Here is a 13,593-nt window from a genome sequence, read left to right as displayed (position 1 = left end):
TTATCGTTACCGCTTCCGAGACGGTGGTGGGCCGCCTCGGATGAGATGACCGGACAGCGCTCCCCGTAGCCAAAGCGGGTTGGGTACGCCTCCGGCGAAGTGGTATTTGGGGCGCATGGGGATCCATCGGTCAGATTCGGTTTTGCGAGCCGCGCGCGGTGTTGCGGCGGTCGCGACCTGCCTTGCGCTCGCCAACTGCGCTTCCTCGAACAAGTTCGCCAGCCGCGTCGACCCGAAATACGGCGTGTCCTCGAGCCCGCGGGTGGTGGCCTTCGGCGATCCGGTCCCGAAGGGTGGCGGCACCTACCGCGTCGGCAAGCCCTATGTCGTGGCGGGCCGGACTTACGTGCCGGAGGAGGACGCCAACTACCGAGCTGAGGGCATGGCCTCCTGGTACGGCGACAGTTTCCACGGCCGCCTGACCGCCAATGGCGAAGTGTTCGATATGACCTCGCTGACCGCGGCGCATCCGACCCTGCCGATGCCGTCTTATGCGCGGGTGACCAACGTCTCGAACGGCAAGTCGCTGATCGTCCGCGTCAATGACCGCGGGCCCTATCACGGCAACCGCCTCATCGATGTCTCGAACAAGGCCGCCGAACTCCTTGAATTCAAAGGGAACGGCGTTGCCAAGGTCCGGGTCGAATATGTCGGCCGCGCGCCGCTCGAAGGCTCCGACGACCGTCAGCTTCTGGCGACCCTGCGGACCGGCGTTCCGGCGCCGTCGCCCTCGATGGTCCGGGTCGCCTCGGCCAAGCCGTTTGTGCCGGAGCTGCCGTCCTCGGCCCGCGGTGCCATTCGCGGCGAGGTCCCGATGCCGGAGGGGCGGCCGTACAATCTCGGCAGCACCTCGGCCGATATGGCTTCGCTCAATGCCACCTCGGAAATGTCAGCCTCGGGCCGCAGCCGGGGCCGGGCGCTCCAGAACGCCCGCGCGGTGTCCTATGACGAGGACGGCCGCTACGCCGCCGACAGCGCGGCCGCCTCGACCGACGGCGCCGCCGAGGCCCGCAGCATCCTGAGCGGCCGCGGCCTCTACTGAGCTGCGCTCTCCGTCAAGAACGTGACGAGCGCCGCATTCACCTCTTCGGGCCGCTCCTGCTGCACCCAATGGCCGGCGCCCTCGATGATCAGCTTGCGCTTCAGATTGGGCAGCACGCGCTCGAGCTCGTTGACGCGCTTGGCCCCGATCAGGCCGGTGATGACGGCGTCCTTCGAGCCTGCGATGAAGAGGGAAGGCTGGTGAATCTGCGCGTCCTGCCAGGGCGCGGTCAGCTCCCAATTGCGGTCGATGTTGCGATACCAGTTCAGCCCGCCGCGGAAGCCGGACTTGCGGAAGGCCTCGGTGAAATAGGCCAGGTCTGCCTCGCTGAGCCAGCCAGGCAGCGGCTCGTCGGCGCCCGCGTGGCCGAGAAAGCCCTTGCCCTCCTGCACGAACATGGCCGCGGTGGGATCGGCGAGGCCCCGCCCGCCGAGGACGATGCGCATGGTGCGTGCGACGTCACGCTCGAGCTCGGCCTCGGCGACGCCGGGCGTCTGGAAATACTGCCAGTAGAAATTGGTGACGCCGCCCTGGCGCAGCAGGTCGAGCGGCTTGCCGCGGCCCCGGAACGGCGGCGGCACGCTCAGGCCCGCGACCGCCGTGAAGATGTCCGGCCGGAACAGCGCCGCGTGCCAGGCGACCGGTGCACCCCAATCATGGCCGACCACCATCGCCTTGGTCTCGCCGAGGGCCTGGACCAGGCCGACCACGTCGCCGACAGTGTCGAAGATCGAGTAGGCGTTCATATCGAGTGGTGCCGCGCTCTGGCCATAGCCGCGCATGTCGGGGGCGACGACGTGAAACCCGGCTTCGGCGAGCGGCAGGATCTGGTGGCGCCAGGAATAGGACAGCTCCGGCCAGCCATGGCACAGCACGACCAGCGGTCCCTGTCCGGCTTCGCGGACGAACAGCTCGACCCCGTTGGACTTGATCATGCGGGTTGAGGGCATTCGCTTTTCCGCCTTGTTTCAGGGGTTTGGTCGAAAAACATGAGGCGTCACGATAGGGGCGCAGCGAGAATCGTGCAATCTCGGCGACAAGCGTCCAACCGCGTGTTGTTCGCATCTGTTCCACCTGTTAGAACGCCTCTCTCAGGGCTTCGCCATGGCACTTCGTCTTCCTTTGCTTCGTCGCAACCGGCTCACCGCCGGAACGCTGGCACGCGGGCTGATCGCGACGGTTTTGGCAGCGGCCATCGGCTGGGGCGGGGCGCTCCTTGCGGCCAACCAGAGCGTCCAGGGCGGCAAGAAAGCGGAAGATGCCGGCTTCGACGGCGATGCCCCGACCGCGATCCTGATCGAAGCCTCCTCGGGCAGCGTGCTGTTCGAGAAGAACGCCGACGAGCTGCGCGCGCCCTCGAGCATGATGAAGCTGATGACCGCGGAGGTCGTCTTCAATGCCATCAAGAAGGGCGACATCAAGCTGAACGACGAGTATCGGATCAGCGAGAATGCCTGGCGCAGAGGCGGGGCCCCCTCGGGCGGCTCGACCATGTTCGCCGCCATCAACAGCAAGGTCTCTGTCGACGATCTCCTGCGCGGCGCGATCATCCAGAGCGGCAACGACGCCTGCATCGCGCTGGCCGAAGCCATGGCGGGCAATGAGCGGATCTTTGCCGCGGACTTCATGACCAAGCGCGCCCGCGAGCTTAGCATGACCAGGTCGACCTTCGCCAATTCCAGCGGTCTGCCCGATCCCGGCAACAAGATGACGGTGCGCGAGCTCGGCATGCTTGCCCGGCACATCATCCTGGACTTCCCCGAATTCTACAAACTGTTCGGCGAGAAGGAGTTCACCTGGAACAAGATCCGCCAGCAAAACCGCAACCCGCTGCTCAATTCGATGGAAGGCGCTGACGGCCTGAAGACCGGCTACACCAAGGAAGGCGGCTACGGCATGGTCGGCTCCGCCGTGCAGAACGGCACGCGGCTGATCGTCGTCGTCAACGGACTTGACGATCCCGAGGACCGCGCCACGGAAGCCAAGAAGATGCTGGAATGGGGTTTTCGCAATTTCGAGACCCGCACCCTGATCGCAGCCGAGCAGCCGGTCGGCTACGCCAAGGTGTTCGGCGGCGAGAGCCGGTCGGTCAAGCTCATCGCCAAGACCCCTGTGAAGGTGATGGTGCACAAGAACGGCAGCGACAAGCTGATCGCGCGCATCGTCTATAGTGGCCCGGTGCGCGCGCCGATCGAGGCCGGCCAGCGGGTCGGCGTGGTCAGGGTCTGGCGCAGCGGCAACATCGCGGTCGAGACGCCGGTCTACGCCGCGGAGGCGATCGGCACCGGCTCGACCATGCGCCGCGCGATCGACGGCGCCAGCGAGCTCGTGATCGGCATGTTCCGCGCAGGCGCCGAGAAGCTCTGATCATGAGTGAGAGCGCTGCACAGCGGCCGTCCGGACGGGGACGCTTCATCACCTTTGAAGGCGGCGAGGGCACGGGCAAGTCGACCCAGATCAAGAAGCTCGCCGACCGCCTCAAGGCGGCAAAGCTGCGCATCCGCGTGACGCGGGAGCCGGGCGGCTCGCCGGGCGCTGAAATCATGCGTCATCTGGTGCTGTCGGGCATGGGCAAGCTGCTCGGCCCCGAGGCCGAGACGCTGCTGTTTGCCGCCGCGCGCGATGACCATGTCCGCACCGTGATCCAGCCGGCGCTGAGCCAGGGCGTGTGGGTGCTGTGCGACCGCTTCGCGGACTCGACACGGGCGTATCAGGGCAGCCTCGGCCAGGTGCCCGATGGCCTGATCAACGCGATGCAAAGGGTGACGATCGGCGACCTCAAGCCGGACCTCACCATCATCCTCGATTTGCCGGTCGAGATCGGCCTGCAACGCGCCGCCGCGCGCCGCGGTAGCGGCACGCCTGACCGGTTCGAGGCCGAGAATCTCAGCTTCCACCAGGGCCTTCGCGAAGCCTATCGCAAGATCGCGGCGGAGGATCCCGCGCGCTGCGTGCTGATCGACGCCAATTCCGATCCGGACACGGTCGCCGCGCGCGTCTGGACGGCGCTGCGCGAGCGCCTGCTGCCAACGCCTGCGTCAGTGGTGTCGGTATGAGCCCGCGTCAGGCCGAGCGCGAAACCGCCATACCGCATCCGCGCGAGACGTCGCAGCTGTTCGGCCATCGCGAGGCGGAGGCCGCGCTGCTTGATGCCTATCGCAGCGGACGCATTCCGCATGCCTGGCTGATCGGCGGGCCACAGGGGATCGGCAAGGCGACGCTGGCCTATCGCATGGCGCGCTTCGTGCTCGCCCATGCGCAGCCGCTGGCGCCGGCCGTGCAGCGCGCCGAAAGCCTTGCGATCGATCACGACGACGCCGTGGCGCGGCAGGTGGCGGCCGGCTCGCATGGCGGCCTGCTGACGCTCGAGCGCACCGCCAACGAGCGCGGCGTGATGCGCACCGTGATCACCGTGGACGAGACGCGCGAGACGATCGGTTTTTTCGGCTCGACCGCCGCGGCCGAAGGCTGGCGCGTCTGCATCGTCGACACCGTCGACGAGCTCAATCCGAACGCGGCCAACGCGCTTCTGAAGATCTTGGAGGAGCCGCCGCAGCAATCGCTGTTCCTGCTGGTGAGCCACGCGCCCGCGCGGGTGCTCGCCACGATCCAGTCGCGCTGCCGCAAGCTGCGCCTGCGGCCGCTCACCACGAACGATGTGATCGGCGCCGCAGCTTCGGCGGCTGAGCTCGATCCGAACGATGCCGCGCTGCGCGAGGCGGCCGAGGCCTCCGAGGGCAGCGTCGCACGGACGCTGACGTTGCTCGGTGGCGAGGCCCTGAAGCTTCAGCAGCGCACGGCGGCGCTGCTCGCGCGCCTGCCGCAGGTCGATCCGCGCGAATTGCACACGCTCGGCGATTCGCTCGGCACCAGCGACCGCGTGGCGCTTGCGGCCTTCATCGACGGCATCGACCGCTGGATTGCGGAGCGCCTGCATGCGGATGAGGCCAATGCCAACCAGAACCTGCCGCGCCTTGCGCGGCTAGCTGAGGTATGGGAAAAGATCGTCCGCGCCGCGCGCGACACCGAAACCTACAATCTGGAGCGAAAGCCCTTGGTTTTCTCGGTGTTCGGCTGGCTGGCGGACGCAACGCGCTAAAGCATGATCCGGAAAAGTGCGCAGCGGTTTTCCGAAAGATCATGCGCAAAACAATAACGGAACGCCGAGCCGTTTCCAAAATTCGAGAAGCCGGTAAAGGAATTCGTGGTGGCAACGCGAGCTAAGAAATCCGTCAAACGCAAGAGCGGCAAGAAGGCTGCGAAGAAGGCCGTCAAGAAAGCCGCGAAAAAGGCCAAGGCGCGCGCGGCCAAAGCTGCCAAGAAGGTCAAGAAGACCAAGAAGGCTGCCGTCAGGAAGAGCGTGAAGAAGGGCGCCGCAAAGAAGGCCGCGAAGAAGCAGGTCGTCGCCAAGAAGGCGGTGAAGAAGGCTGCCAAAAAGCCGGCCAAGGCTCCGGCGAAGAAGGTCGCGAAAAAGGCGGCTGCGCCTGCCGTGACCGCCGCACCGACTCCCGTCGCGCCTGTGAAGCCAACGGCGCCGAAGTCCAAGGCCCCGCGCGCGCCGAAGCCCGTCGCTTCTCCGCACGCTGCCGCGCCTGCGGTGGCCGCCGCGCGCGACAACGTGTTCTACATCACGACTGCGATCGCCTATCCCAACGGCAGCCCGCATATCGGTCATGCCTATGAGGCGATCGCGACCGACGCGCTGGCGCGCTTTGCGCGGCTCGACGGCAAGGATGTGTTCTTTTTGACCGGCACCGACGAGCACGGCCAGAAGATGATTCAGACGGCGGCGAGCGAAGGCATGTCCACCGCCGCGCTCGCGATGCGCAATGCCGGCCGCTTCAGAGAGATGGACGAGCGCCTGGACGTGTCGTTCGACCGCTTCATCCGCACCACCGAGGAGCAGCATCACCGCTCCAGCCAGGAGATCTGGCGCCGCATGGAAGCGAACGGCGACATCTACGCTGACACCTATTCGGGCTGGTACTCGGTCCGTGACGAGGCCTATTACGCCGAGGACGAGACGCGTGTGAACGACGATGGCGTGCGCTTGGGGCCGCAGGGCACGCCGGTGGAATGGGTGGAGGAGAAGAGCTATTTCTTCCGCTTGTCGGAGTACCAGGACAAGCTGCTCAAGCTCTATGCGGATCAGCCCGATTTCGTCGGGCCGGACTCGCGCAAGAACGAGGTGGTGAGCTTCGTCAAGGGCGGCCTGCGCGATCTCTCGATCTCGCGCACCACGTTCGATTGGGGCGTGAAGGTGCCCGGCGACGAAGAGCACGTGATGTATGTCTGGGTCGATGCGTTGACCAACTACATCACCGGCGTCGGTTTCCCCGATGAGAGCGACAAGAACTGGCGCTATTGGCCGGCCGACGTGCACGTCATCGGCAAGGACATCATCCGCTTCCATGCGGTGTATTGGCCGGCCTTCCTTTTGTCGGCGGGCATCCCGCTGCCGAAACGGGTCTATGCCCACGGCTTCCTGTTCAACAGGGGCGAGAAGATGTCGAAGTCGGTCGGCAACACTGTCGATCCCTTCAACCTCGCCGACCAGTACGGCGTCGACCAGTTGCGCTACTTCTTCTTGCGCGAGGTGCCGTTCGGCCAGGACGGCAACTACAATCACGAGGCGATTGTCGCGCGCATCAACGCCGATCTCGCCAACGATCTCGGCAATCTCGCGCAGCGCTCGCTGTCGATGATCGCAAAACAGCTCGGCGGCGTGCTGCCCGAGCCCGGCGAGTTCAGCGACAACGACAAGGCGATCCTGGCGATGGCCGACGGCATGATCGCTGCCTCGCGTGAAGCCATGGCGACGCAGCAGATTCATCAATGGCTCAACGCCGTCTGGGCCGTGGTCGCGGAGGCCAACCGCTATTTTGCGGGTGAAGCGCCGTGGGCGCTCGCCAAGACGGATCCGGCCAGGCAGAAGACGGTGCTCTACGTCACCGCCGAAGTCGTGCGTCAGATTGCGATCCTGGCTCAGCCCGCGATGCCGACCGCCTCCGGCAAGCTGCTCGACAGCCTCGGCATCCCCGAAGCCGAGCGCAATTTTGACATGCTCGGCGGCGCCAAGCGCATCGCGCCCGGTTCGACGCTGCCGGCGCCGATGCCGGCGTTCCCGCGCTACGTCGAGCCGGCGGCCTGAAGGCGTTCGCACGATGCTGGTCGACAGTCATTGCCATCTGGATTTTCCGGACTTTGCGGAAGATCTCGACGGTATCGTGTCGCGGGCGCGAGCCGCCGGGATCGCCCGCATGGTCACGATCTCGACGCGGGTCCGGCGGCTGCAGGACCTGCTCGCCATCGCGGAGCGCTATGACGACGTCTATTGCTCGGTCGGCACCCATCCGCATCATGCGGACGAGGAGGACGGCATCGCGCCGGATGAGCTGATTGCGCTGACCCAGCATCCCAAGGTCGTCGCGCTCGGCGAGGCCGGGCTCGATTATTTCTACGACAACGGCTCGCCGGAGGCGCAGGCGAGGGGCTTTCGCGCCCACATCGCCGCCGCCCGCACCACCGGCCTGCCGCTGGTGATCCATACCCGCGAGGCCGACGAGGACTGCGCGCGCATCCTAGAAGAGGAGGCCGCAAAGGGATCGTTTCGCGCCGTCCTGCATTGTTACACGGGCGGGCGCGAGCTGGCACTGAAGGCGGTGTCGCTCGGGCTCTATATCGGCTTCACGGGAATCCTGACCTTCAAGAAATCGGAGACCTTACGCGCGATCGCAGCCGAACTGCCGCCCGATCGTATCCTGGTCGAAACAGACTCGCCTTATCTTGCGCCCGGCAAATTTCGGGGCAAGCGCAACGAGCCGTCCTACGTGGTCGAGGTCGCAAAGGTGCTCGCCGAGACGCGCGGCGTGTCGCTCGACGAGATCTCGCGCCAGACCAGCGAAAACTTCTTCCGCCTGTTCTCGAAGGTGAAAGCTTGAGACTGGGAGCCACATGACGCTGACGCTGACGATCCTGGGCTGCGGCTCCTCCGCCGGCGTGCCGCGCCCGGCGCTCGGCTGGGGCGCCTGTGATCCCAACAATCCCAAGAACCGCCGTCGCCGCTGCTCGCTGCTGGTCGAACGGACGTCCGAGCATGGCACGACACGCATCGTGATCGACACCTCGCCGGACCTGCGCGAACAATTGCTCTCGACCAATGTCGACCACATCGACGCGGTGTTCCTGACGCACGAACATGCCGACCAGACCCACGGCATGGATGATCTGCGCTCGGTCGTCATGCACATGCGCCGGCGCATTCCAACCTATTTCAACCAGTCGACCGCCAAGGACATCCTGTCGCGGTTCTCCTATTGCTTCATCTCGCCCGAGGGCAGCGATTATCCGCCGATCCTGACGCGGCATTCGATCGAGGCGGGAGAAAGCCAGACCATTCTGGGGAAGGGCGGCGCGGTGACGATGACCGCCTTTCTGGTGCAGCACGGCAACATCCCCGCGCTCGGCTACCGCATCGGGGATGCGGCCTACACGCCTGATCTCAATGATATCCCGCGCGAGAGCTGGGAGGCGCTGGAAAATCTCGATCTCTGGATCGTCGACGGCCTGCGTTACACCGGCCATGTCAGCCATTTCAGCATCAACGACGCGCTGTCCTGGATCGAGCGCTTCAAGCCGAAGCGCGCGGTCATCACCAACATGACCGCCGACGTCGATTATGAGGTTATCCGGCAGTCGCTGCCCCCTGGCGTGGTGCCGGCCTATGACGGGCTGCGGCTCGAGACGCACTAAACCCGCGGTGGAAATTCTCCTGCCAGCCGGCATAGACCTTGCTTGCACCGGCCCCATCATGTTGATCTAACGTCTGAAAGACAGGCGTTGGGCAGGGCGATATTCAAACAGGACCGGCAGTCGGATGCTATCGGTCCGTCGAGTCGCCTCGTGTGAGGATGGGGATCGCGTTGGCAGAGGACGAAGTAGCGACTCAGGGACCGGTACGACGCGCGCTGGACCTCCTCTATCTCGGCGCGGGCTATGCCGCGGGCGTCTTCCTGGTCGCGATCTTCGCAATCATGATGGTGATGTCGGTCGGGCGCCAGTTTGCGCTCAACATTCCCGCCGGCGATGATTTTGCGTCCTGGTGCATGGCGGCGATGGCGTTCCTCGGCCTCGCTCACACCTTCAAGCGCGGAGAGATGATCCGCGTCGGCCTGTTGCTCGAGCGCTTGCACGGGCGGACCAAGCAGATCGCGGAGGTCGTGGCGCTCGGCATTGCCGCTGCCTTCATTCTCTACTTCACCCGTCATGCTGTGCAGATGACCTACGATTCCTGGCGCTTCAACGACGTGGCGCAGGGCGTGGTCGCGCTTCCGCTCTGGATTCCCCAGCTCGGCTTCGCCGGCGGCCTCGTGATCCTCTCGATCGCGCTGATCGACGAGATGGTCAACGTCATCGGCGGCAACCGTCCGAGCTACGAGAAGGGCTCGCCCGACGAAACTCCGGAAGAGTTCGTCGAACGCATCTCGCAGGGCGGTGGGGGCTGACCATGGCCAGTCTCGGCATGATCGAGCTGTCGTTCGTCCTGCTCGGCGTCATGATCCTGCTGCTGGGAAGCGGCGTCTGGATCGCGGTCTCGCTCGGGCTGGTCGGCTTCGTGGCGATGGCGCTCACCACGAGCCTGCCGCTCGGCACCGTGCTTGCGACCACCACCTGGAGCGCGAGCTCATCCTGGACGCTGGCGGCCCTGCCGTTGTTCATCTGGATGGGAGAGATTCTCTTCCGCACCAAATTGTCGGAGGAAATGTTCCGCGGCCTGTCGCCCTGGGTGCAGTGGCTGCCCGGACGGCTGACACATGTGAACGTGATCGGCTGCGGCATCTTCGCGGCGGTGTCGGGTTCGTCGGCGGCGACCTGCGCGACGATCGGCAAGATCGCGCTGCCGGAGCTCGACAAGCGCGGCTATGACAAGGGCCTGAGCCTCGGATCGCTGGCGGGCTCGGGCACGCTCGGCCTGCTGATCCCGCCGTCGATTCCGATGGTGGTCTATGCCGTCACGGCGAACGTCTCCGTGCTTCAAGTGTTTCTCGGCGGCTTCCTGCCGGGATTGCTCGTGATCGCGCTCTATTCCGGCTACATCATCATCTGGTCGCTGCTCAACCCGACAAAGGTTCCGCCGCGCGATCCGCCGATGCCGCTCCGGCAGAAGCTGCGCGAGTCCGCCAAGCTCGCGCCCTGCCTGCTGCTGATCCTGGCGGTGTTCCTGTCGCTCGTTCTCGGCTTTGCGACGGCGACGGAGTGCGCGGCCTGGGGCGTTTCCGGCGCGCTGCTGCTGGCTTGGTGGAGCGGCACGCTCACGCGCAAGAACTTCCTCGAGAGCATCATGAGCGCGACGCGCCTGACCTGCATGATCATGCTGATCCTGGCAGGCGCGGCCTACACCACGGCGGCGATGGCCTATACGGGGATTCCGGCCGCGCTCGCCACCTGGGTCCAGGGCCAGCAGCTCACGCCGAGCATGCTGGCGCTGTATCTGAGCATCATGTACATCATCCTGGGTTGCCTGATCGACGGCATCTCGATGATCGTTCTGACCGCTGTCATCGTGCTGCCCATGGTCAGGCAGGCCGGCCTCGACCTGGTCTGGTTCGGCGTCTATCTGATCATCCACGTCGAAATGGCGCAGATCACGCCGCCGGTGGGGTTCAACCTGTTCGTGCTCCAGAACATGAGCGGCCGCGATACGTTCACGGTCGCGCGGGCGGCCTTCCCGTTCTTTGTGCTATTGCTCGCTGCGGTCTTCATCATCACGGAGTATCCGCAGATCGTGACGTTCCTGCCGAAGCTCGCTTTCCCAGACTGAGCGTACCCGTTCTCTAGATCGACTGTGAGGAGAAGTCCGATGATGTCTCGTTTATTCCACGCATCCTTGATTGCCGGCGTTGTGCTGGCCGCGACACCTGCCTTGGCTCAGAGCAAATGGAATCTGCCGGCAGCGTATCCTGCGGACAATCCGCACTCCGAAAACCTGGTCGCGTTCGCCAAGGACGTCGAAGCCGCCACCTCGGGCAAGCTCCAGATCACGGTTCATCCGGGCGCCTCGCTGTTCAAGGCGCCCGACATCAAGCGCGCCGTGGTGACCGGGCAGGCGCAGATGGGTGAGGTGCTGCTGTCGATCCACGAGAACGAAGACCCGATCTTCGGCGTCGACGTCGTGCCGTTCCTCGCGACCAGCTTCCCCGAGGCGACGAAGCTGTATCAGGCCTCCAAGCCTGCGATCGCCAAGAAGCTCGACGCGCAAGGTCTCAAGCTGCTGTTCGTGGTGCCGTGGGCACCGCAGGGCGTCTACGTCAACAAGCCGCTGGCCACGATCGAGGACATGAAGGGTCTGAAGTGGCGCGCCTACAATGTCGGGACCGCGCGGATCGGCGAACTGGTCGGCGCGCAATCGGTCACGATCCAGGCTGCGGAACTGCCACAGGCGTTGGCGACCGGCGTGGTGAACTCCTTCATGTCGTCGGGCGGCACCGGCTACGATTCGAAGGCGTGGGAGTCGCTCAAATACTTCTATGACGTGCAGGCCTGGATTCCGAAGAACTACACTTTCGTCAACAAGGCTGCGTTCGAGGCGCTCGACAAGCCGACCCAGGAGGCCATCCTGAAGGCCGCCGCCACCGCGGAGACGCGCGGCTGGAAGGCTTGGGAAGAGAAGGCCAATTGGTACCTCGGTCAGCTCAAGGCCAAAGGCATGACTGTCGAGCCGCCGAGCCCGGCACTGAAGGCCGGCTTCCAGAAGATCGGCGACCAGCTCACGGCCGACTGGCTCAAGAAGGCAGGGGCCGACGGTCAGGCGGTGCTCGACGCCTACAAGAAGATGTGAGGATGAGAGAGCTTCCGCCCGCCGCAGGCGGGCGGAAGCTTCTTTGGCCGCTGGTCAGGCCGAGATCGCCTTCACCGAGCCGACTTCGTTGCGCAGCAGGAACTTTTGGATCTTGCCCGTGGACGTCTTCGGGATCGGCCCGAACACGACCGCCTTCGGCGTCTTGAAGCCGGACATCTGGCTGCGGCAGAAGGCGATGATATCCGCCTCGCTGGCACTGGCGCCCTCTTTCAGTTCGACGAAGGCGCAGGGCACTTCACCCCATTTCGGATCGGGCTTTGCCACCACGGCCGCGAACAGCACGGCCGGGTGCTTGTAGAGGATGTCCTCGACCTCGACCGAGGAAATGTTCTCGCCCCCGGAGATGATGATGTCCTTGGAGCGATCCTTGATGATGACGTAGCCGTGCTCGTCGAGCACGCCGAGATCGCCGGTGTGGAACCAGCCGCCTTCGAAAGCTTCCCTGGTCGCCTTCTCGTTCTTCAGGTAGCCCTTCATCACGATGTTGCCGCGGAACATGACCTCGCCGATGGTCTCGCCGTCGCGCGGCACCTGCTGCATCGTTTGCGGGTTGATCACGGTGACGCTTTCCTGCAGCGGGTAGGGCACGCCCTGCCGGCGCTTCATGCGCGCGCGCTCGGCGGCGGGCAGGTCATCCCAGCCCGGCTGCTCGGCGCAGACGGAGGCGGGGCCGTAGACCTCGGTCAGGCCGTAAACATGCGTCAGCTTGATGCCGATGCTTTCGGCGCCTTCCAGCACCGCGACCGGCGGCGCGGCGCCCGCGATCAGGCCGACGACGCGGCGGGCCGCATCGCCCTTTGGTGCATCGGGCGCGTTGATCAGCGTGTTGTAGACGATCGGCGCGCCGCACATATGGGTGACGCCGTGTTGCTTGATCAGCTCGAAGATCCTGGTCGGCTCGACCTTGCGCAGGCAGACATTGATGCCGGCGGCCGCCGCAATGGTCCAGGGAAAGCACCAGCCGTTGCAGTGGAACATCGGCAGCGTCCAGAGATAGACCGGATGCTGGCCGAGATTGCCGGCGAGGATGTTGCTGACGGCGTTCAGATAGGCGCCGCGATGATGGGTGACGACGCCCTTGGGATTGCCCGTCGTGCCCGAGGTGTAGCTCAGCGCAATCGCGTCCCATTCATCGCTCGGCGTGATCGGCGCGAAGCTTGGATCGCCTTCGGCGACGGCTGCCTCGTATTCGATCTCGCCGATGCGCGTGCCGCCCTTGAACGATGCGTCGTCGACGTCGACCACCAGCGGCTTGGGGCCGGTCATCTGCGCCAGGGCCGCAGTGATGACGCCTGAAAACTCTGGATCGACCAGGATGATTTTCGCGCCGCCATGATCGAGCTGGAACGCGATCGAAGGCGCATCGAGGCGGATGTTGAGCGCGTTGAGCACGGCGCCGGTCATGGGCACCGCGAAGTGCGCCTCGTTCATCGCGGGAATGTTCGGCAGCATCGCCGCGACGGTGTCGCCGACGCCGATGCCCTTGCTCGAAAGCCACGAGGCGAACCGCCGGCAGCGCTCATAGGTCTGAGCCCAGGTGAAGCTGCGGCCTTCATAGACCGTGCTGACGTGATCGGGATAGACCGCGGCGCTGCGCGCGAGGAAGCTCAGCGGGCTCAGCGGCACATAATTGGCTTGCGTCTTGTCGAGGCCGATATTGTACGGGTTCTGTCGCTCGCTCATCGACACCCTC

At 65.2% G+C, this 13,593-nt stretch carries 12 protein-coding genes; 10 read left to right on the top strand and 2 right to left on the bottom strand.

The features are described from left to right. Nucleotides 1-115: 115 nt before the first annotated feature. Nucleotides 116-1,042, top strand: a complete 927-nt coding sequence (locus I6F09_RS20760; RefSeq protein ID WP_225188910.1) for a septal ring lytic transglycosylase RlpA family protein — start codon at nt 116-118, stop codon at nt 1,040-1,042. Here the strand turns inward: I6F09_RS20760 and I6F09_RS20755 are convergent. After that, nucleotides 1,036-1,992 carry an alpha/beta hydrolase gene (locus I6F09_RS20755; protein ID WP_225188909.1) on the bottom strand — a complete coding sequence of 319 codons (957 nt, stop codon included), beginning with the start codon at nt 1,990-1,992 and terminating at the stop codon, nt 1,036-1,038. The genes I6F09_RS20760 and I6F09_RS20755 overlap by 7 nt on opposite strands. 154 nt (nt 1,993-2,146) lie before the next feature. Here I6F09_RS20755 and I6F09_RS20750 point away from each other — a divergent pair, with 154 nt between their 5' ends. The 9 genes from I6F09_RS20750 (at nt 2,147) to I6F09_RS20710 (ending at nt 11,879) form a co-directional block, all read left to right on the top strand. Continuing rightward, complete coding sequence (locus I6F09_RS20750; RefSeq protein WP_225188908.1) at nt 2,147-3,409, top strand: D-alanyl-D-alanine carboxypeptidase family protein; 1,263 nt, start codon at nt 2,147-2,149, stop codon at nt 3,407-3,409. A 2-nt stretch (nt 3,410-3,411) separates the two neighbouring features. Continuing rightward, a complete protein-coding gene (gene tmk, locus I6F09_RS20745; protein WP_225188907.1) occupies nt 3,412-4,098 on the top strand; it encodes a dTMP kinase in 687 nt (228 codons plus the stop codon). Next, nucleotides 4,095-5,141 carry a DNA polymerase III subunit delta' gene (locus I6F09_RS20740; RefSeq protein WP_035999222.1) on the top strand — a complete coding sequence of 349 codons (1,047 nt, stop codon included), beginning with the start codon at nt 4,095-4,097 and terminating at the stop codon, nt 5,139-5,141. Before tmk ends, I6F09_RS20740 begins: the two co-directional genes overlap by 4 nt. A gap of 108 nt (nt 5,142-5,249) precedes the next feature. Further along, nucleotides 5,250-7,193: a methionine--tRNA ligase gene (gene metG / locus I6F09_RS20735; RefSeq protein ID WP_225188906.1), complete on the top strand. Its 1,944-nt coding sequence runs from the start codon at nt 5,250-5,252 to the stop codon at nt 7,191-7,193. A 13-nt stretch (nt 7,194-7,206) separates the two neighbouring features. Then, nucleotides 7,207-7,983 carry a TatD family hydrolase gene (locus I6F09_RS20730; protein WP_225188905.1) on the top strand — a complete coding sequence of 259 codons (777 nt, stop codon included), beginning with the start codon at nt 7,207-7,209 and terminating at the stop codon, nt 7,981-7,983. A gap of 13 nt (nt 7,984-7,996) precedes the next feature. Further along, nucleotides 7,997-8,794, top strand: coding sequence for an MBL fold metallo-hydrolase (locus I6F09_RS20725; protein WP_035999229.1), 798 nt, complete (start codon nt 7,997-7,999; stop codon nt 8,792-8,794). A 158-nt stretch (nt 8,795-8,952) separates the two neighbouring features. Next, a complete protein-coding gene (locus I6F09_RS20720; RefSeq protein WP_036031428.1) occupies nt 8,953-9,546 on the top strand; it encodes a TRAP transporter small permease in 594 nt (197 codons plus the stop codon). A 2-nt stretch (nt 9,547-9,548) separates the two neighbouring features. Further along, on the top strand, nt 9,549-10,862 hold the full coding sequence (locus I6F09_RS20715; protein ID WP_035999234.1) for a TRAP transporter large permease subunit: 1,314 nt from the start codon (nt 9,549-9,551) through the stop codon (nt 10,860-10,862). A gap of 39 nt (nt 10,863-10,901) precedes the next feature. After that, nucleotides 10,902-11,879 carry a TRAP transporter substrate-binding protein gene (locus tag I6F09_RS20710; RefSeq protein ID WP_057029200.1) on the top strand — a complete coding sequence of 326 codons (978 nt, stop codon included), beginning with the start codon at nt 10,902-10,904 and terminating at the stop codon, nt 11,877-11,879. A gap of 54 nt (nt 11,880-11,933) precedes the next feature. Here I6F09_RS20710 and I6F09_RS20705 read toward each other — a convergent pair whose 3' ends face one another. Continuing rightward, a complete protein-coding gene (locus tag I6F09_RS20705) occupies nt 11,934-13,583 on the bottom strand; it encodes an acyl-CoA synthetase (protein ID WP_225140887.1) in 1,650 nt (549 codons plus the stop codon). Nucleotides 13,584-13,593 lie beyond the last annotated feature (10 nt).

Origin of the sequence: Bradyrhizobium sp. IC3195 (assembly GCF_020193585.1) — a bacterium.
Lineage (GTDB): Bacteria > Pseudomonadota > Alphaproteobacteria > Rhizobiales > Xanthobacteraceae > Bradyrhizobium > Bradyrhizobium yuanmingense.
The sequence above is the reverse complement of the archived record's forward strand: the minus strand, read 5'-3'. Positions and strand labels throughout refer to the sequence as shown.

Excerpts from the sequence above, each read along its gene's own strand:
- tmk (WP_225188907.1), top strand. The coding sequence starts at position 3,412 with ATGAGTGAGAGCGCTGCACAGCGGCCGTCCGGACGGGGACGCTTCATC.
- I6F09_RS20760 (WP_225188910.1), top strand. The coding sequence starts at position 116 with ATGGGGATCCATCGGTCAGATTCGGTTTTGCGAGCCGCGCGCGGTGTT.
- I6F09_RS20750 (WP_225188908.1), top strand. The coding sequence starts at position 2,147 with ATGGCACTTCGTCTTCCTTTGCTTCGTCGCAACCGGCTCACCGCCGGA.
- I6F09_RS20705 (WP_225140887.1), bottom strand. The coding sequence starts at position 13,583 with ATGAGCGAGCGACAGAACCCGTACAATATCGGCCTCGACAAGACGCAA.
- I6F09_RS20710 (WP_057029200.1), top strand. The coding sequence starts at position 10,902 with ATGATGTCTCGTTTATTCCACGCATCCTTGATTGCCGGCGTTGTGCTG.
- I6F09_RS20715 (WP_035999234.1), top strand. The coding sequence starts at position 9,549 with ATGGCCAGTCTCGGCATGATCGAGCTGTCGTTCGTCCTGCTCGGCGTC.
- I6F09_RS20720 (WP_036031428.1), top strand. The coding sequence starts at position 8,953 with ATGGGGATCGCGTTGGCAGAGGACGAAGTAGCGACTCAGGGACCGGTA.
- I6F09_RS20725 (WP_035999229.1), top strand. The coding sequence starts at position 7,997 with ATGACGCTGACGCTGACGATCCTGGGCTGCGGCTCCTCCGCCGGCGTG.
- I6F09_RS20755 (WP_225188909.1), bottom strand. The coding sequence starts at position 1,992 with ATGCCCTCAACCCGCATGATCAAGTCCAACGGGGTCGAGCTGTTCGTC.
- I6F09_RS20740 (WP_035999222.1), top strand. The coding sequence starts at position 4,095 with ATGAGCCCGCGTCAGGCCGAGCGCGAAACCGCCATACCGCATCCGCGC.
- I6F09_RS20730 (WP_225188905.1), top strand. The coding sequence starts at position 7,207 with ATGCTGGTCGACAGTCATTGCCATCTGGATTTTCCGGACTTTGCGGAA.